General features: G+C 58.3%; 14 protein-coding genes. 10 read left to right on the top strand and 4 right to left on the bottom strand.

All coding sequences use genetic code 11. The features are described 5' to 3' along the window. Positions 1–281: 281 nt before the first annotated feature. From JYB84_RS05850 to JYB84_RS05860, 3 genes are read right to left on the bottom strand one after another with little or no spacing between them, the layout of a single operon-like run. The gene (locus tag JYB84_RS05850; RefSeq protein ID WP_207322491.1) at positions 282–1,283 is read right to left on the bottom strand and encodes a LacI family DNA-binding transcriptional regulator; all 1,002 of its coding nucleotides are present in this window, start codon (positions 1,281–1,283) and stop codon (positions 282–284) included. Between the two features lie 22 nt (positions 1,284–1,305). Continuing rightward, the gene (locus tag JYB84_RS05855) at positions 1,306–2,637 is read right to left on the bottom strand and encodes a glycoside-pentoside-hexuronide (GPH):cation symporter (RefSeq protein ID WP_207322492.1); all 1,332 of its coding nucleotides are present in this window, start codon (positions 2,635–2,637) and stop codon (positions 1,306–1,308) included. Positions 2,638–2,650: 13 nt separating this feature from the next. Then, the gene (locus JYB84_RS05860) at positions 2,651–4,009 is read right to left on the bottom strand and encodes a GH1 family beta-glucosidase (RefSeq protein ID WP_207322493.1); all 1,359 of its coding nucleotides are present in this window, start codon (positions 4,007–4,009) and stop codon (positions 2,651–2,653) included. Between the two features lie 196 nt (positions 4,010–4,205). On the opposite strand from JYB84_RS05860, the gene JYB84_RS05865 reads away from it, so the two are divergent. The 4 genes from JYB84_RS05865 (at position 4,206) to JYB84_RS05880 (ending at position 10,100) form a co-directional block, all read left to right on the top strand. Continuing rightward, positions 4,206–5,459, top strand: a complete 1,254-nt coding sequence (locus JYB84_RS05865; RefSeq protein ID WP_207322494.1) for a sugar MFS transporter — start codon at positions 4,206–4,208, stop codon at positions 5,457–5,459. Continuing rightward, the gene (locus JYB84_RS05870) at positions 5,456–8,008 is read left to right on the top strand and encodes a glycoside hydrolase family 3 protein (protein ID WP_207322495.1); all 2,553 of its coding nucleotides are present in this window, start codon (positions 5,456–5,458) and stop codon (positions 8,006–8,008) included. The genes JYB84_RS05865 and JYB84_RS05870 overlap by 4 nt, the downstream gene beginning before the upstream one ends. Before the next feature lie 39 nt (positions 8,009–8,047). Continuing rightward, on the top strand, positions 8,048–8,980 hold the full coding sequence (gene mak / locus JYB84_RS05875; protein WP_207322496.1) for a fructokinase: 933 nt from the start codon (positions 8,048–8,050) through the stop codon (positions 8,978–8,980). 244 nt (positions 8,981–9,224) lie between these two features. Then, positions 9,225–10,100, top strand: coding sequence for a DMT family transporter (locus JYB84_RS05880; protein WP_207323121.1), 876 nt, complete (start codon positions 9,225–9,227; stop codon positions 10,098–10,100). A gap of 43 nt (positions 10,101–10,143) precedes the next feature. Here JYB84_RS05880 and JYB84_RS05885 read toward each other — a convergent pair whose 3' ends face one another. Then, positions 10,144–10,644, bottom strand: coding sequence for a glycine cleavage system protein R (locus tag JYB84_RS05885; RefSeq protein ID WP_207322497.1), 501 nt, complete (start codon positions 10,642–10,644; stop codon positions 10,144–10,146). 189 nt (positions 10,645–10,833) lie between these two features. On the opposite strand from JYB84_RS05885, the gene JYB84_RS05890 reads away from it, so the two are divergent. The 6 genes from JYB84_RS05890 (at position 10,834) to JYB84_RS05915 (ending at position 17,612) form a co-directional block, all read left to right on the top strand. Next, complete coding sequence (locus JYB84_RS05890; RefSeq protein WP_207322498.1) at positions 10,834–13,092, top strand: ABC transporter permease subunit; 2,259 nt, start codon at positions 10,834–10,836, stop codon at positions 13,090–13,092. 51 nt (positions 13,093–13,143) lie between these two features. Then, positions 13,144–14,796, top strand: a complete 1,653-nt coding sequence (pstA, locus tag JYB84_RS05895) for a phosphate ABC transporter permease PstA (RefSeq protein WP_207322499.1) — start codon at positions 13,144–13,146, stop codon at positions 14,794–14,796. Between the two features lie 35 nt (positions 14,797–14,831). Beyond that, complete coding sequence (gene pstB, locus JYB84_RS05900) at positions 14,832–15,650, top strand: phosphate ABC transporter ATP-binding protein PstB (protein ID WP_207322500.1); 819 nt, start codon at positions 14,832–14,834, stop codon at positions 15,648–15,650. Positions 15,651–15,691: 41 nt separating this feature from the next. Continuing rightward, positions 15,692–16,402 (top strand): phosphate signaling complex protein PhoU, encoded by a 711-nt coding sequence (gene phoU, locus JYB84_RS05905; RefSeq protein WP_207322501.1) that lies wholly within the window; start codon positions 15,692–15,694, stop codon positions 16,400–16,402. Positions 16,403–16,588: 186 nt separating this feature from the next. Then, positions 16,589–17,161 (top strand): DUF502 domain-containing protein, encoded by a 573-nt coding sequence (locus JYB84_RS05910; RefSeq protein ID WP_207322502.1) that lies wholly within the window; start codon positions 16,589–16,591, stop codon positions 17,159–17,161. A gap of 94 nt (positions 17,162–17,255) precedes the next feature. Beyond that, positions 17,256–17,612, top strand: a complete 357-nt coding sequence (locus JYB84_RS05915) for a YajD family HNH nuclease (RefSeq protein ID WP_207322503.1) — start codon at positions 17,256–17,258, stop codon at positions 17,610–17,612. The last annotated feature ends 100 nt before the right edge of the window (positions 17,613–17,712 follow it).

Below are 17,712 nucleotides of genomic sequence, written 5' to 3' on the forward strand. Positions count from 1 at the left end.
CGGTTCCTCTCCCTCAGACCTTGGCCGCAGTACACAGTCTGGGCCAATTTTAATGATTAGCCTGCTTTTACGCCGGCATACCACAACCGCTGCCAGCACAAATGTAAGCGCTTACATAAAGTAGGGTAAGGTCAATTTGATGTCAATCATCTTGTTGGTAAATGTTTAATATATGTTGCATTAGCCCTTGCTTATTCGGACTTAATGTTTTGATTTAATGTGAAAATGAAAATAAAAAAAGCGAGGAAGAAAATCCTCGCTTTAATGAGTTGCAACGCCGTTCAGCTCAGCTTGGCCACCGAATCACGCACCACAAGTTCGGGTTCAAATTTGTGGTTGAACACGGCATCGCGGCAATCGTACACCTGCTGCAATACCCAGTTGGCGGCCATCTTGCCCATGGACTGGATGGGGTTGGTAACCGTGGTCAGTTTGGGGGAGATATAACGGGGGAAGGGGATGTTGTCGAAGCCCACAAAGGAAATATCTTCAGGCACCCGCAGGCCGCGCTCCAGGCACAGGGCAATGGCACCCGAGGCCATCTGATCGTTGGCGCAGACCACGGCCGTGAACGGCTTGCCGCTGTCCAACAGTTTGGCCATGCCTTCATAGCCGCCTTCCTCGATAAAGTTGCCCTCATGGAACAGGGCCTCATCGAAGGGAATGCCTTTTTCCGCCAGCGCCTGCTTGTGACCCTGCAGACGCTCACGGGCATCAAGTTTGAACAGGGGGCCGGAAATGTAGGCCACCTGGCGGTGCCCGGCATCCAACACAAAGCGGCTGGCCAGATAGCCCCCCCTGAGGTTGTCCAGATGGACACAGTATTCGGCAATGCCATCCACCATGCGATTGATCAGCACCACAGGGGTCTTTCCCCGGCACAGCTGCACCAGATAGTCATTGCTGACGATTTCCGCATCCACGATCAGTGCGTCACATCCCCTTGAGAGCAGAAACTCGACGGCATCTTTTTCCTGGGCCTCATCGCTGTGGCCGGCGGCGATGATCACATGCTTGTTTGCCGCCCGCAACACGGACTCCACTTCCCGCATCATGGGGCCGTAAAAGGGACCGTCCAGTTGCGATACCAACACCCCCACGCTGTTGGAACGGTTGGAGGCCAGGGACTGAGCTATGGTATTGGGCCTGTAGTCCAGCTGCTCCATGGCATCCATGACCTTTTGACGGGTCTTGTCGCTGACCTTGCCGGTGTTGTTTACCACCCGGGACACTGTGGCCAGAGAAACCCCCGCCAGAAAGGAGACGTCGTAAATTGTGGCCATAAGGCTGACTTTCCTTGGATCTTTATGCGCTTGATTGCTGCTCCAGAGCCTGGTGTATTTCAGCAACCCTTTGGCCGTTCAGTGTATATCGTCTCATGACAAAGGCAACCAGCACCGAACCTATTGCCGGGTAGAAGGTGAAACAGAGCAGGATCCCGGACAAGGTTTGCTCAGATTGGGCCTGATCGGCCTGGTAGCCATAGGCCGCCAGCAACCAACCGGCCAGGGCTCCGCCAATGGCCAGGCCCATCTTGATGAAGAAAATCACCGAAGAGTACACCAGGCCCGTGGTTCTGATGCCTGTTTTATATTGTCCATAGTCCACGGTATCGGCCATTTTGGCCCACAGCAGCGGTGTGCCCATGTTGATGGTGAAGTTCCAGGCCCCGTACAGCAGCAATGCCGGAATATAATCCGCGGCCGGCACGAACCAGGCCAGGCTGCACAGCACTGCCGCCGCCAACTGCAAGCGGATATAGGCCTTGACCTTGCACATGCGATCGGACAACCACTTGGCCAGTGCCATGCCAAACAAATTGCCGATAACCCCAGTGGTCACGAAGACGCTGATCATCTCCCCCTGATTGAGGAAATATTTAACGTAGTAGATGGCAAGGGTGGTTTTGAGCACTATGCCGGTCAGCAAAAAGATGGCCGCCGCCGACAAGACCCGCCATTGATCATTGGCCCACAGGGCCTTCATGGCGAGCTTGAGATTGCTGCCTGAATCTTCCACCTTTCGGTCCCGCTCACGGGTACCGGCAAAGCAGGCAAGAAACATCAGGGTGCCCACTATGCTCATGGCGAGCATGGTCAATTGATAACCCTTGGCCTTATCCCCGTTGCCAAACCAGTCCACCAGGGGCAGGGTGAGGGCGCTCACCATCAAACCGCCAAGCATGGCAAACACAAAGCGATAGGTCTGTACCGACACCCGCTCGGCCGGATCCGTGGTCAGGGTCGCCCCCAGGGCACAGTAGGGAATATTGATGGCGGTATAGGCCAGCATCAGCAGGGCGTAGGTCAGCAGGGCATAGAGTTCCTTGCCGCTTTGACTGAAGTCCGGGGTGGTAAAGGCCAGCACGCTGATGGCGCCAAAGGGGAAGGCAAACCACAGCAGGTAGGGGCGGTAGCGCCCCCAGCGGCTTTGGGTGCGATCGGCCAGGTAGCCCATCAGGGGATCGGTGACCGCATCCATCACCCGCACCGCCAGGAACATGGTGCCGACAAAGGCCGCCGATATGCCAAAGATATCGGTGTAAAAGAAGGTCAGAAACAGCATAACCGTCTGGAATATGATGTTGCTGGCGGTATCGCCGAGCCCGTAGGCGACTTTCTCTCTGACGCTTAACATGCTGCCTCCCGGGCTATTTGGTTAATGATGCACGTTTTTGTGTCATCAGGCCACGGTATGCCTGGGCACTGGATTTGAGCACCCTTGCCTGGCTCTGATAATCCACATACACCAGCCCAAAGCGTTTGTTATAGCCCTCGGCCCATTCAAAATTGTCCATCAAGCTCCAGGCAAAATACCCGCGGATATCGACTCCGTCGCGGATGGCGGCGTCCACCGCCAGCAGGTGCGTTTGCAAGTAATCCAGGCGCATGGGATCGTGGACTGCGCCGTCCACCAACTTGTCATCTTCGGCCGCACCGTTCTCCGTGATGAAAATCGGCGGCAGGGTAAAGGCCTTATTGAGTGACACCAGCAGGTCGGTCAGTGCCGCCGGCACTATTTCCCAGCCCATGGCGGTGCGGGGTACCCCCTCAATGCGGACCTCTTCAAAGCCCAGATCGCCACCGGCACGGTACACATTACGGGTGTAATAGTTTATCCCCAGATAGTCCAGTGGCGCACTGATGATAGCCATATCGCCGTCCTCTATGGGCGGACGTTCATCGCTTGCCAACGCCTCCATGATGTCCGGGTAACGTCCTTCCATCAAGGGTTGCAGGTACCAGAGATTGAAATACTCATGGGCCAGTTGGGCGGCGCGGGTATCGGCCTCGCAATCGCTTTGGGGATAGGCCGGACCGAAGTTCAGCACTATGCCCGCCAGCGCCTTGGGAGCCAGTTGCCTGAGTTCAGCCATCGCCAGACCATGGCCGAGCAATAAATGATGGGCGGCAGAGCGTCCCATGGCCCGGCTTTGGTGGCCGGGGGCATGTATGCCGGTTTCGTAACCGAGAAACGCACTGCAGAAGGGTTCATTGAGTGTCGAGTAGGCATATACCCTGTCACCAAAGGCCAGTGCCACGGCCCGCACGTAATGGGCAAAGGCATGGGCCGTATCCCGGTTCAGCCAGCCGCCTTTGTCTTCCAGGTATTGGGGTAGATCCCAGTGGTACAAGGTCACAAAGGGCTTGATGCCACGGCGGTTAAGTTCATCGAGCAGGTCAATGTAGAAGGCCATGCCGTCCCGGTTGACGCTGCCATCGGCGTGCATCACCCGGCCCCAGGACACCGACAGTCGGTAGGCATCGACCCCCAGGTTATCAATCAGATCCACATCGTCACGCCACAGGCGCACATGATCGCAGGCGACGCTGCCGTCGGAGCCGTCGGCAATTTTGCCCGCAGTGGCACAAAAGGTATCCCAGATACAGGGCAGGCGACTGTCGGCCGCCCCTTCTATCTGGAAGGACGCTGTTGCCACGCCAAACAAGAAGTTATCGCTCATCATGGGCGAGTCAGCCGGCAGTTTGAAAGGGGGGATCTGTGTCATGGTTGTTGTTTCCTGGTGGTCAATCCCGGCATCGAGGCACATTTCCGGGGGTAAAATTTGTTGACATTAGTAAAGCCGATGTTAAAAATGAAAGCGCTTACATTAATCTAGTGGCAGATGAAACAAAGGTCAATGCCAAGGTGCCCAAGCCACCTGGTGGACCGACAAGCCACAGTGTCATTCAAGGGGAGAAAAGATGGCCGCGACACCCATTTCCAGCACAGGCGGCGTTGCCGTCCCGGCAGCGGGAGAAACCTTCCGTTTTGCACTCGGATCTCTGACCACACTGTTTTTTATGTGGGGTTTTATCACCTGTCTCAACGACATTCTGATCCCGCACCTCAAGGCGGTATTTTCACTTAATTACACCCAGGCCATGCTGATCCAGTTTTGCTTCTTCGGCGCCTACTTTCTGGTGTCTGTGCCGGCCGGGGTTCTGGTCAAACGCCTGGGATACCAGAAGGGCATAGTGGTGGGGCTGTTAACCGCGGCACTGGGCTGTGGCCTGTTTTATCCGGCGGCGGTGTCGGCGACTTACAGCGTGTTTCTGGGGGCGCTGTTTGTGCTGGCCAGCGGCATTACTGTGCTGCAAGTGGCGGCCAATCCCTATGTCACTGCGCTGGGGCCGGTGGACACAGCTTCGAGCCGACTGACGTTGACCCAGGCCTTTAACTCCCTTGGCACCACCATAGCGCCTGCCTTTGGCTCGGTGCTGATCCTGTCGGTCGCCGTCGGCGCCTCCGCCGAGGCGGAAGCCGATGCTGTCAAACTGCCCTATCTGTTGCTTTGCGGCATGCTGATTGTGCTGGCGGCGGTGTTTGCTTTGCTGAAATTACCCCACATCCATGATCAGGAAGATGAGGTCGCGGCGCCTGTACGCAGCGCCTTATCCCACCGTCATCTGGTGCTTGGTGCCCTCGCTATCTTTATGTACGTGGGCGGCGAGGTGGCCATTGGCAGTTTGCTGGTGAGTTTCATGGGTGAAGCCCATGTCGCCGGACTCAAGGAAGCCGACGCGGCCAACTACATCGCCTTTTATTGGGGCGGCGCCATGGTGGGCCGTTTTATCGGTGCAGCCGTGATGCAGAAACTCTCGCCCGGAAAGGTGCTGGGCTTCAATGCCGGGGTAGCTGCCTTGCTGGTGATTTTGGCAATGAGCGGAAATGGTCAGCTTGCCATGTGGGCCATGTTGGCGGTGGGTTTATGTAACTCCATCATGTTCCCCACCATTTTCAGCCTGGCGCTGAAGGGCCTGGGACGAGCCACGGCCCAAGGCTCCGGTATCCTTTGCCTTGCCATTGTCGGCGGTGCCGTGGTGCCGCTGATGCAGGGACTGTTGGCCGATGCGGTGGGATTGTCGGCGTCCTATGTGTTGCCGGTAATATGTTACCTCTACATAGTCTTTTACGGCCTCAAGGGCTCGGTGCCCCGCGAAGAGGCTGCAAAATGAAACTGAATCGAATTTCCCTGTTGCTCGCCCTGTCATTGGGGGCATCGGCACCGCTGTTGGCGGACACAATGCAAGACTCGCTGCAGCTGGAGCGTTGGCCCGCCAAGGTATCCCCATTTACGCCCGATGCCGCCCTTGAAGCGCGTATCGACGCCCTGCTGTCGACCATGACAGTGGCGCAGAAAGTGGCCCAGGTGATCCAACCCGAGATCCGCGATTTCACCGTGGAAGACATGCGCCGCTATGGCTTTGGCTCTTATCTTAACGGTGGTGGCGCTTTCCCCGGCAACAATACCAGGGCCACGGCCGCCGATTGGGTGGCGCTGGCAGACAAGCTGCATCAGGCCGCCATGGACAGCAGCGAGGATGGCATTGCCATTCCGCCTATCTGGGGCACGGATGCGGTTCACGGCCATGGCAATGTGTTCGGTGCCACCCTGTTTCCACACAATATTGGTTTGGGGGCCGCCCGGGATCCCGGCTTGATTGCCGACATCGCCCGGGCAACCGCCAAAGAGGTGCGCGCCACCGGCATAGATTGGGTGTTTGCGCCCACGGTCGCCATGGTGGAAGACCTGCGCTGGGGGCGCAGCTATGAAGGCTATGCCAGGGATCCCCAGCTTATCCGCGACTATGGCCATGCCTTTGTTGAAGGCATGCAGGGCAAGGTGGGTGACGCCACCTGGTTGCAGGGAAACCACACCATAGCCACGGTGAAACACTTCATCGGTGATGGTGGTACCCAGGATGGCAATGACCGCGGTGATACCCGCATCGACGAGCAAACCCTGATTGAGCGCCATGCCCAGGGATACGTGGGCGCGGTGGCGGCCGGGGTGCAGACGGTCATGGCCTCGTTCAACAGTTGGAACGGCGAGAAACTCCACGGCAGCCGCTATCTGCTGACCGAGGTGCTGAAGAACCGTCTTGGCTTCGATGGCCTGGTGGTCGGGGACTGGCTCGGTCACGCCTTTGTACCCGGTTGTGATGGCACATCCTGCCCGGCAGCCATCAATGCCGGTGTCGATATACTGATGGCGCCCGGTGATGCCTGGAAACCCCTGTATGACAATACCTTGGCTCAGGCACAGTCGGGCGACATTCCGGCGGCGCGGCTCGACGATGCGGTAAGGCGCATTCTCAGGGTGAAAATCCGTGGTGGTTTGTTTGATGCGCCTTCACCGGCAAAACGCTTGTTGGCCGGTGAACAGCAGCAGATTGGCAGTGAGGCCCACAGAGCATTGGCCCGACAAGCCGTACGCCAGTCTCTGGTATTGCTGAAGAACAACGACCAAACGCTGCCGATAGCCGCCAATGCCAGGGTGTTGGTGATAGGCGATGGGGCCGACAATATCCCCAAACAGTCAGGCGGCTGGAGCATGACCTGGCAGGGCACCGAAGTGCAGAACCAGGATTTCCCCGGCGCGACCTCCATCTTCGCCGGCTTGGTGGCCGGTCTCAAGGCGGGTGGTGGTGAGGCCAGACTCAGTGTCGATGGCACAATCCCCGAGGGTTTTGAGCCGGATCTGGTTTTGGCTGTGTACGGTGAAGACCCCTATGCCGAGGGCAATGGCGATCGGGACAACCTCGAATACCAGCGCGGCGACAAGCGGGATCTCGCCATGCTCAGGGCCATCAAAGCGATCAAGACCACTAAGGGAACAGGACTGCCTCTGGTGTCCGTGTTCCTGTCCGGCAGGCCATTGTGGATGAACCCGGAAATCAACCTTTCCGACGCCTTTGTTGCTGCCTGGCTGCCGGGCACCGAGGGGGCAGGGGTGGCCGATGTTTTGCTCGCCACTCAGGATGGCAAGCCCGGCTTTGATTTCAGCGGCCGCTTGCCGTTTCCCTGGCCGGCGACTCCCTTTGATGACGGTTACGCCAAGCGGGATTCCGAACCCTTGTTTGCGCAGGGAGAGGGACTGGCATACGCCAACCCGCGTCAGCTTGCCAAGCTTGATGAGCTGCAAAATAAGCTCAATGCCGCACCGGCAAGGCTGCCGATTTTTGACCTCGCCATCAAGGCTCCCTGGCGCCTGACGGTGAGCGACGGGAAAAAGCTGCACAGCGTAAGCGGCGGGATTTGGCAGCAGGACGCTCTGTCGGTGCGCAGCGTGAACTGGCAGGTACAGGAAGATGCCCGGCGCTTCAGCTTAGGTGCGCCGGCGACCTTGAGTTTCCGCGACGATTTTCCCATGGACCTGCGACGTTTTGATCCGCAAACGGCGGTGCTGAGCTTCTCCATGGCGCTGCAATCCCTGCCCGAGGGCGGAGCGCTGACACTGTCGATGGCCTGCGAAAAGAGCTGTGGCCGGGCAGTTGATATTGCCGGACACACCCGGGCCGATGGCCAGTGGCGCCAGTTTGAAATGCCGCTTCGTTGCCTGGCATTGGGCGCCAATGAACTGGCTCAGGTGCTGAGCCCCATGACCCTGACCCTGAGCCAGGGCGGCACCTTGACCCTGGCCAGGATCGCCATAGAAGCCGGCAGTAACAGTGAGGCCGTGCGCCTGGATTGCGATGCCATTGCTGCAGCCCAGGGCCAGTGACCTGCGGCTGCCCGATAACAGACTGAGTTGGAGAGTGTTATGTACCGGATTGGAATTGACTTGGGCGGCACCAAGATTGAACTTGTGATGCTCGATGGTGCCGGAGTCGAGGTATTCCGCAAACGTCGCCCCACCCCCCGGGATTACCCCGGGACCCTGGCGGCAGTGGTTGAACTGGTTAAGGAAGCCGAAGCCGAGACTGGGCAGCGCGCCAGCATAGGCATAGGTATTCCGGGCGTGGTGTCGTCCCTGTCCGGCAAGGTGAAAAACTGCAATGCCACCTGGATCAATGGTCAGCCCATGGACAAAGATCTCGGTGCCATGCTGGGCCGCGAGGTGCGCATTGCCAACGACGCCAATTGTTTCGCCGTGTCGGAAGCCGTGGATGGCGCAGGTGCGGGCAAGGCGCTGGTATTTGGCGTTATCCTCGGCACAGGCTGCGGCGGCGGTATTGCCATTTCCCACAAGGCCCATGCCGGTGGCAATGGCATTGGTGGCGAATGGGGACACAATCCCTTGCCCTGGATGACGGCGGAGGAGTTCAATTCCACCCGTTGTTTCTGCGGCAATGCCGATTGCATAGAAACCTTTGTTTCGGGCACCGGCTTTGTGCGGGATTTCCGCGCCCATGGCGGCGAAGCCACAAGCGGTATCGAAATTGTGGCCAGAATGGCCGAGGGTGATGCACTGGCCGGGGCGGCATTTGAGCGCTTTATTGATCGTCTGGCCCGGGCCCTGGCCCAGGTCATCAATACCCTCGACCCGGATGCCATAGTGCTGGGCGGTGGGGTGTCCAATATTGACCTGATTTACCAGCGGCTGCCGGCGCTGTTGCCAAAATATGTGTTGGGGGGCGAGTGTGCCACGCCGGTATTGAAAAACCACCACGGTGCCTCCTCCGGTGTCCGCGGAGCCGCCTGGTTGTGGGCGCCCGGCGAGCTTGCTGCTATCTCACCCGAGGCCTGTGCCTGAGCCCTGAGCCGCGAAAAATATCCGGCCCCGGCAGTTAGCCGGGGTCCAATAGTAAAAGTTCCTTTCTGTCGTTATGTGCTTTTGGCGCCCTTGTGGCGCCCTTTTTTTATCCTGCTTTTTAGCCTGAGCCCATGGGTATTCGCAGCGAAATGTCCTGGCGCTCCGGTGCAGCCATTGCCTGAGGTGTGAGCCTTGGGGTAATGTGAGGGTTTTGAATTTCAAGGGGAAGTCTGTGGCAAATCTGATGTTGTTGGTGGCGGCGGTGATCTGGGGCCTGGGGTTTGTGGCCCAGCGGCTGGGAATGGACCATCTGGCACCCTTTGCCTTTAATGGCATCAGGTTTTTCATTGGCGCTCTGAGCCTGGTGCCGCTGATTTGGTGGCTGAAACAAAGAGGCAGTTTGACCCTGACGACCGACGGCCTGTGGCGGGGGGCGCTGCTCTGCGGTGGTCTGCTGTTTATCGGCGCTTCGCTGCAGCAGGTGGGGCTGCTGTACACCACGGCCGCCAACGCCGGTTTTATCACAGGTCTCTATATAGTGCTGGTGCCCGTGCTGGGCCTGGCGCTTAAACACAAGACCGGCAGCAACACCTGGGCCGGTTGTGTCCTGGCCTTGGTGGGCCTGTATCTCCTGAGTATCCGTGATGGCCTCAGCATTGGCCTGGGGGATGGACTGCAGCTGATCGGTGCCCTGTTCTGGGCCGTGCATATTCTGGCCATAGATCATTTCGCCCGCCGCCATGCGCCTGTGCTGCTGGCCTGCCTGCAATTTTTCGTCTGTGCCCTGCTCAGCGCCCTGGTGTCTGTGGTTTTGGAAACCACCAGTTGGAGTGGCGTTATCGGTGGCTGGCAGGCGCTGGCCTATTCGGGGCTGATTTCGGTGGGGGTGGCCTATACCCTGCAGGTGCTGGCGCAAAAGCATGCCCATCCGGCCCATGCGGCCATCATCCTCAGCCTGGAAACCGTGTTCGCTGCCATAGGCGGTGTGTGGCTGCTGGATGAGCAACTCGACGGCCGGGCCCTGGTGGGCTGCGGCCTGATGCTGCTGGGTATGCTGGTGTCCCAGGTGCCGCTGCGTTACCTGGTGAAATCCAGGCATCAGCAGCCGCTGCAGGACTGAGCCGCTTTCGGATTGAGAGCGGCTGCCAAGCCGGAAAGGGGCGTTAACGGCCGAGTTTGTCGAGCACCACATCGTCCCCGATTCGGTACAGGGATTCGGTCAGCCGGGCTTCCTGGTCCTGATTGTCGAGCCCCAGGGAGAAGGTGGCGCGGAACAGGGCAACCCCCGTGTGACTGGCGCTCTCATACTGGCTGGAGAACTGCTCAATATTGATCCCAAGGGCGGTGATCTTGTTGGAGATATCCAGTACCAGTCCGGGTCTGTCGTAGGCCACCAGGCTGTAACTGCGCCTCAGGGCGGGCTTCTTGGCCACAGAGGTGCGGGCATAGGTGAGGGTGAGGCCGTCTATGCACTCGAGATTTTCAATCAGCTCCTCCCATTGCTGGGATGGCAGCTCCAGCAGGAGTATGGCGGCAAAGATGCCGTCAATGTGCCTGAGCTCCGAATCCAGCCAATTACCGCCGTGGCGGCTGACGGCATGGGCTATCTGTTCCACCAGGCCGGTTCTGTCGGGGGCCTGCAGGGTGATCAGGTATCGCAGCATGGCAAAATTCTCCTCGGTTTGGGCGTTAACTCGGCTGCCGGAAATTCAGGGGATGTAACACAACTGTCATTTTTGCGTCATATAATCTGCGCATCCATCAATGGGATGGCTGCTTTAAGCTTATAGTTAACACGGCATCGTAGCCAATCACAGTGAAAAAAAGCGCAAGCTTTTCAACAGAGGTTATCAATGGACAGTCAGGTCACTGAGCCCAAGGCTATGGCCAATTTCCTGGTGGCAAAGGGTAACAGCCGCCGGGCCTTCAAAGACAAGGCGACCCAGATAGGGGTGAGCATAGGCGGCATCATGGTCTTCGTGGCCCTGCTGCTGATCTTCTTTTATCTGCTTTACGTAGTGAAACCCATCTTTGATGGTGCCGAAGTCAGCCCCAAAGCCAACATGAGCTACCCTGACAATCGCGCCGCGGCCCTGATGGTGGGCAGCGACGAGCAGAATGAAATTGCCTATCGGGTATCAATTGCCGGTGAAGTGGACTTCCTGCGCGTGGCCGATGGCAGCCTGATTGAGTCCCATGTGCCTGACTTGCCGGAAGGTGTGACAGTGGTGAGCAGTGCCGTGGCCACGGCCGCAGAGCAAAAGTTTGCCCTGGGTCTGTCCAACGGTCAGGCATTGCTGTACCGGGTGGAGTTTGGTGTGACCTATCCCGCCGAGGGCAAAAGGCTTATCACCCCCAAACTCAGGGCCCTCAATGCCGATGGCGCCATTCAAGTGGATGAAGCCGGTGGCAGTCTGGACCAACTGGCCTTTGGTTTGGCCAACAACCAGATGACCTTTGCCTATCGCAGCGGCGCCGGCAAATGGCGTCTGACCCACCTTGAAGGGGAAGAGAACCTGCTGACCGAGGAAGTGGAGTGGAGCGCCAGCAATGCTGTGCTCGACGATGCCCCGGCCAAGGTCAACAGCGCCCTGATGACCCCGGATCAACGCCAGTTGATGCTGCAGGCGGGCTCCAAGGTCTACGTTTACGACATCCGTGATGCCGACAGCCCGAGTCTGTTGCAGGTGATTGATGCCGAGCGGGGCAAACTGGCCCTGACCCGTATGCGCCTGCTGGCCGGTGCCAGCTCCATCTTGCTCGGTTATGACAATGGCGATGTGGCGCAATATTTCCAGGTCAACGGCGAAAAGGGCCGTCTGTACCGTGAAATCCGTGAATTCAAGGGGCTGGGCAAGGTAGATACCCTGGCCAGCGAGTTTTATCGCAAGAGCTTTGCCACCGTCAGTGACAGCGGCAAGCTGACCCTGCTGTACACCACCAGTGAGCGCGAGCTGCTGAGTGAAACCTTTGATATCGCCCAGCCAAAGGCCATGGGCTTCAGTCCCCGTTCCAATGCCCTGGTGGTGGATGCCGGCAACAAGCTGCACCTGTTTGCGGTATCCAACGCCCACCCCGAAGTGTCCTGGAGTGCCCTGTGGACCAAGGTGTGGTACGAGGGCTATCCCGAACCTGCCTATGTGTGGCAGTCCACTTCGGGTTCCGATGACTTTGAAGCCAAGTTGAGCCTGATGCCGCTGGCGTTCGGGACCATAAAGGCGGCCCTGTATGCCATGCTGTTCGCCGTACCTTTGGCCATAGCCGGCGCCATCTATACCGCCTATTTCATGTCGCCCAAGGTGCGCGCCCTGGTGAAACCCACCATTGAGATCATGGAAGCCCTGCCGACCGTGATCCTGGGCTTTCTTGCCGGTCTGTGGCTGGCGCCGCTGGTGGAAGACCATCTGCCGGGTATAGTGCTGCTGCTTATCCTCTTGCCGGTGAGCATATTGCTGAGCGCCTTTGGCTGGAGCAAGTTGCCCGGTCGCTGGAAGCAGCGTTTGCCCGAGGTGTACCAGGAGCTGATGCTGATCCCTGTGATACTGCTGGTGGGCTGGCTGGCCTTTGAATTCAGCCCCATGCTGGAAGTGGCCCTGTTCGGTGGCGACACCCGACTGTTTATCACCCATGAGCTGGGTATTACCTTCGACCAGCGCAATGCCTTGGTGGTGGGTATTGCCATGGGCTTTGCGGTGATCCCGACCATCTTCTCCATTGCCGAAGATGCCATCTTCTCAGTGCCGCGCCATCTGTCCAACGGCAGTCTGGCTCTGGGTGCCACCCCCTGGCAAACCCTGACCCGGGTGGTACTGCTGACCGCCAGTCCGGGGATTTTCTCGGCGGTAATGATGGGCCTTGGCCGTGCCGTGGGCGAGACCATGATAGTACTGATGGCCACGGGTAACACCGCCATCATGGAGTGGAGCGTATTCGAGGGTATGCGTACCCTGGCGGCGAACATTGCGGTGGAAATGCCCGAATCGGCCATCGGCAGCTCCCACTACCGTGTGCTGTTCCTGGCAGCCTTCGTACTCTTTATCTTTACCTTTATTTTCAACACGGTAGCCGAAGTGGTAAGGCAGCGGCTGCGTGAACGTTACAGCTCGCTGTAACCTGGGGATTGCACATGTTTGAATTTTTGTCTGCATTGAGGGAAGGCCGTCATGGGTAAGTGGTTCAAATCGGGTTCGCCCTGGATCTGGATGACAGGCGGTGCCGTCAGCCTGAGCCTGATAGCCGTGCTGGGCCTGTTGCTGCTGATTGCCTGGCGTGGTCTGTCCTACTTCTGGCCGGCCGATATCTATGAGTGGAAACTCAAGGATGCCAAGGGCGCCGAGTCCGTGCTTATCGGCGAGATTTATGATAGCGAAGTGGTGCCATCCGAGCGCCTGCTGGCCGCCGGTGCCGAGTTTGTGACGCCTCCAGGTGAGTTCGTGACCCGTTATCTGGTCAAGACAGGTAACCGTGAGTTCGTGGGGCTGGATTTCCGCTGGATATTGGAAACCGACATAGTCAGTCGCAGCACGCCGGCGGACGTGGCGGTGTTGGAGCGCTCCAAGAACGGCAACTTCTACGGTTATCCTGTGGCCGTGATTGAAAACGGTCAGCGCCTGGAACTGAGCGATGTGGAAACCTCGCTGCAGCAGCACATTGACCGCGCCGTGGCCCTGTCCAAGCGTGCCGAACAGTTGCAGAAGAAAGACATAGGCGCAATCAACTATCAGCTGGAGCGCCTGCGCCTGAAGGAGCGGGGTTTTGAGCTCAATAACGAGTTGACCGACAGTCGTAAGCTGGAACTGACCGCCGAGCGCAAAGCGCTGCAGGACAAGTACCTGGTGCTGGAAAAGGAACTCTTCTCCCTGCGTGACGATGCCGGCCGTGATGCCGTGATAGTGCGCGACATGCGCGGTGAAGAGGTCAGCCTCAAGCTCGATACCGTGCTGCACGTGACCTATGCCAACCGTCTGGGCCTTGGCGGCCGTCTGCTGGCCTGGTTCGCAGGCGTGGGTAATTTCGTCAGCGACGATCCCCGTGAAGCCAACACCGAGGGTGGGGTATTCCCGGCGATTTTCGGCACAGTGTTCATGGTGCTGCTGATGGCGGTGATAGTGACCCCCTTTGGTGTTGTGGCCGCCATTTACCTGCACGAATATGCCAAGAAAGGCCCCATCACCAAGATGATCCGCATCGCGGTGATCAATCTGGCCGGTGTGCCGTCCATTGTTTACGGTGTGTTTGGTCTGGGCTTCTTCGTTTACATGCTGGGGGGCTCACTGGATCAGCTGTTCTTCCCCGAGGCGCTGCCATCGCCCACCTTCGGCTCTCCCGGGGTGATTTGGTCGGCCCTGACCCTGGCGATTTTGACTTTGCCTGTGGTGATAGTGTCCACCGAGGAAGGTCTGTCCCGTATTCCGAGCGCCGTGCGCCAGGGCAGTCTGGCCCTGGGTGCCACCAAGGCCGAAACCCTGTGGCGTATCGTGATCCCCATGGCGAGCCCGGCCATCATGACGGGGCTTATCCTGGCGGTGGCCCGCGCCGCCGGTGAGGTGGCACCGCTGATGCTGGTGGGTGTGGTGAAACTGGCACCGACCCTGCCCATCGACATGAACTTCCCCTTTGTGCATCTGGAACGCAAGTTCATGCACCTGGGTTTCCATATTTATGATGTGGGCTTCCAAAGCCCCAACGTGGAGGCGGCGCGGCCCCTGGTGTACGCCACTTCCTTCCTGCTGGTGTCTGTGATCGTGGCATTGAACCTTACCGCCATCAGTGTCCGCAACCACCTGCGTGAAAAGTATCGCTCCCTTGAGCATTAAGATTGCCGCGCTTATCCTGACAATTGGTACAGAATATGATTTCGATAGACAGTTCAGTTATGAAAAATGACACTCTGGATCTGGTAAACCTGCCCGAGGCAGAAACCGCGTTGGAGATCCGCAACCTGGATTTGCGTTATGGCGACAAGCAGGCGCTGTTCGACGTGTCGATGAAGATCCCCAAGAAGAAGGTCACTGCCTTCATCGGCCCCAGCGGCTGTGGTAAATCGACCCTGCTGCGCTGCATCAACCGCATGAACGACCTGGTGGACAACTGCAACATCAGCGGTGAAATCCTGCTGCACGGCCAGAACATCTACGACAAGAAGGTGGACGTGGCGGCCCTGCGCCGCAACGTGGGCATGGTGTTCCAGCGCCCCAATCCGTTCCCCAAGTCCATCTACGAAAACGTGGTTTACGGTCTGCGCCTCCAGGGCCTCAACAATCGTCGTGAACTGGACGAGGCCTGTGAGCGTTCACTGCGCGGCGCCGCCATTTGGGACGAGGTGAAAGACCGTTTGCACGACAACGCCTTCGGCCTGTCCGGTGGTCAGCAGCAACGTCTGGTGATTGCACGTGCCATCGCCATTGAGCCCGAAGTCTTGCTGCTCGATGAGCCCACCTCGGCACTGGATCCCATCTCGACCCTGACCATCGAGGAACTGATCACCGAACTCAAGGCCCAGTACACTGTGGTGATAGTGACCCACAACATGCAGCAGGCGGCCAGGGTGTCTGATCAGACCGCCTTCATGTACATGGGCGAGCTGGTGGAATATGCCGATACCAACACCATCTTCACCACACCGGCCAAGCGCAAGACCGAAGACTATATCACCGGCCGTTACGGCTAATGCCGCCGGTCACCCGAGAATCAGCAAGGGTTTGAATATCAATGGACAAGTTAAGCACCAACAAGCATATCTCCGGTCAGTTCAACGCTGAGCTTGAGGACATACGCAACCGGGTTCTCGCCATGGGCGGGCTGGTGGAACGCCAGCTGGAGCAGGCGCTGGATGCCCTGGGCAGCCTGGACGCCGAGCTGGCGAAAAAGGTGATCGACGGCGATCACAAGGTCAACAGCATGGAAGTGTCCATTGACGAGGAATGCACCCGCATTATCGCCAAGCGCCAACCGGCTGCCAGCGACCTGCGTCTTATCATAGCCATCTCCAAGACCATTGCCGATCTGGAGCGCATAGGTGATGCCTGCGTGCGTATCGCCAAGGCGGCACTGGAGAAGCGCAACAATAACCAGCAACCCCTGCTGGTGAGCATCGAAAGCATGGGCCGTCACGCCACCCGTATGCTGCATGCCACCCTCGATGCCCTGGCCCGTATGGATGCCGATGCCGCTTTTGAACTGCACAAGGAAGACGCCCGTCTGGACAAGGAATACGAGGGCATTATCCGCCAGCTGATGACCTATATGATGGAAGATCCCCGTTCCATCCCCGGTGTGCTGGACGTGCTTTGGGCCGCCCGTGCGGTGGAGCGGGTCGGCGATCGCTGTAAAAACGTCTGCGAATACATCATCTATTACGTGAAAGGCAAGGACGTGCGCCATGCTTCCTACGAGGACATGGAGCGGGATCTGCACCTCTGATTGCTGCTGCACACAACAACGCCGGGCTTGCCCGGCGTTGTCGCTTTTGTTTACCGGTCGGTGAGTGCCGGCTGGCACCACATGGCATTCATGCTATTATCGCAGCCCGGTATGGTGCCACTTCCGAATGCAAACCAGGCCTGCACCCCAAGACAGTTATACAAGACCTTTACTCAAGAGCATCCCATGAAGCGTACCCTGACCCGCGGTTTAATGAATCTGTTGCCCATGGCGTTGAGCCTGTGGCTGTTCTGGTCCCTGTTTGAATCCCTCGATGGCCTGGGCAATGTGCTGCTGGAGCTGGTGGCCATCCACCCCGCCTTTATCGGCGAGGGATTTTTGCTGGTGGTGGCACTGATTTTTGCCGCCGGTCTGCTGTTTTCCGTCAGCCCCTTCACCTGGCTGTGGGGCAAGATTGAACGCGCCCTGATGCGCTTTCCGCTGTTCAAGTCCGTCTATGGCAGCATCCGCGATATTGCCTCACTGATGAACCGTGACGGCAAGCCCAAGTCCCAGCAGGTGGTGCTGGTCAGGCAAGCCAACGGCGGCTACGTGGTGGGCTTTATCATGACCGATGCGCCGCCAAAACCACTGCAAGATGCCTTGCCGGAAGGGGACTGGGTACCCGTGCTGTTTCAACTGTCCTACCAGATGGCTGGGGTCACCAGTTTGGTGCGCCGTGAAGATCTGCTGCCGGTGAACTGGAGCTTTGAAGAGGCCATGCGCTTTAACCTGACCGCAGGGATTTCCACTCACTGAGCCACTGGTGTGCCGTTCGCGGTGGCGGTATGCTAGAGGCAGATACACCGATAGGCGTTGCCCCGCAGGCGACGCCGTTTGACAGAGAAAAGCAATGACCCAAAGTAAGTTGGACAAGGTACTGGCCGCTGAGCGTGAGTACCGCGAAAAGCGTGAGGGTGGCTATCGTGAAAAGGCCCTCAAGTTGTATCCCTGGATCTGTGGCCGCTGTGCCCGTGAGTTTACCCACAAGAACCTGTCGGAGCTGACGGTGCATCACAAGGACCACAACCACGACAACAACCCGCCCGATGGCTCCAACTGGGAACTCCTGTGTCTCTATTGCCACGACAATGAGCATTCCCGTTTTGAAGAGCTGATCCGTTACGGCGGTACCCAGGAGGCCAAACAGGAGGCCGCCACCTTCAATCCCTTTGCGGATCTCAAGGCCATGATGGCCAAAAAGGGTTGATGCCCGGTTATTGTCAAAAAGCGCCCAAGGGCGCTTTTTTTGTGCTCACTTGTGGAACCACGGCACTGAATTTGTAACTAAATCTGTAACCTTGCGTGGG

Source organism: Shewanella cyperi, assembly GCF_017354985.1.
Classification (GTDB): Bacteria; Pseudomonadota; Gammaproteobacteria; order Enterobacterales; family Shewanellaceae; genus Shewanella; species Shewanella cyperi.

What these genes read in the sequence shown, in the direction of transcription:
- JYB84_RS05850 (WP_207322491.1), bottom strand. Translation starts at nt 1,283, where the DNA reads ATGGCCACAATTTACGACGTCTCCTTTCTGGCGGGGGTTTCTCTGGCC.
- JYB84_RS05855 (WP_207322492.1), bottom strand. Translation starts at nt 2,637, where the DNA reads ATGTTAAGCGTCAGAGAGAAAGTCGCCTACGGGCTCGGCGATACCGCC.
- JYB84_RS05860 (WP_207322493.1), bottom strand. Translation starts at nt 4,009, where the DNA reads ATGACACAGATCCCCCCTTTCAAACTGCCGGCTGACTCGCCCATGATG.
- JYB84_RS05865 (WP_207322494.1), top strand. Translation starts at nt 4,206, where the DNA reads ATGGCCGCGACACCCATTTCCAGCACAGGCGGCGTTGCCGTCCCGGCA.
- JYB84_RS05870 (WP_207322495.1), top strand. Translation starts at nt 5,456, where the DNA reads ATGAAACTGAATCGAATTTCCCTGTTGCTCGCCCTGTCATTGGGGGCA.
- mak (WP_207322496.1), top strand. Translation starts at nt 8,048, where the DNA reads ATGTACCGGATTGGAATTGACTTGGGCGGCACCAAGATTGAACTTGTG.
- JYB84_RS05880 (WP_207323121.1), top strand. Translation starts at nt 9,225, where the DNA reads ATGTTGTTGGTGGCGGCGGTGATCTGGGGCCTGGGGTTTGTGGCCCAG.
- JYB84_RS05885 (WP_207322497.1), bottom strand. Translation starts at nt 10,644, where the DNA reads ATGCTGCGATACCTGATCACCCTGCAGGCCCCCGACAGAACCGGCCTG.
- JYB84_RS05890 (WP_207322498.1), top strand. Translation starts at nt 10,834, where the DNA reads ATGGACAGTCAGGTCACTGAGCCCAAGGCTATGGCCAATTTCCTGGTG.
- pstA (WP_207322499.1), top strand. Translation starts at nt 13,144, where the DNA reads ATGGGTAAGTGGTTCAAATCGGGTTCGCCCTGGATCTGGATGACAGGC.
- pstB (WP_207322500.1), top strand. Translation starts at nt 14,832, where the DNA reads ATGATTTCGATAGACAGTTCAGTTATGAAAAATGACACTCTGGATCTG.
- phoU (WP_207322501.1), top strand. Translation starts at nt 15,692, where the DNA reads ATGGACAAGTTAAGCACCAACAAGCATATCTCCGGTCAGTTCAACGCT.
- JYB84_RS05910 (WP_207322502.1), top strand. Translation starts at nt 16,589, where the DNA reads ATGAAGCGTACCCTGACCCGCGGTTTAATGAATCTGTTGCCCATGGCG.
- JYB84_RS05915 (WP_207322503.1), top strand. Translation starts at nt 17,256, where the DNA reads ATGACCCAAAGTAAGTTGGACAAGGTACTGGCCGCTGAGCGTGAGTAC.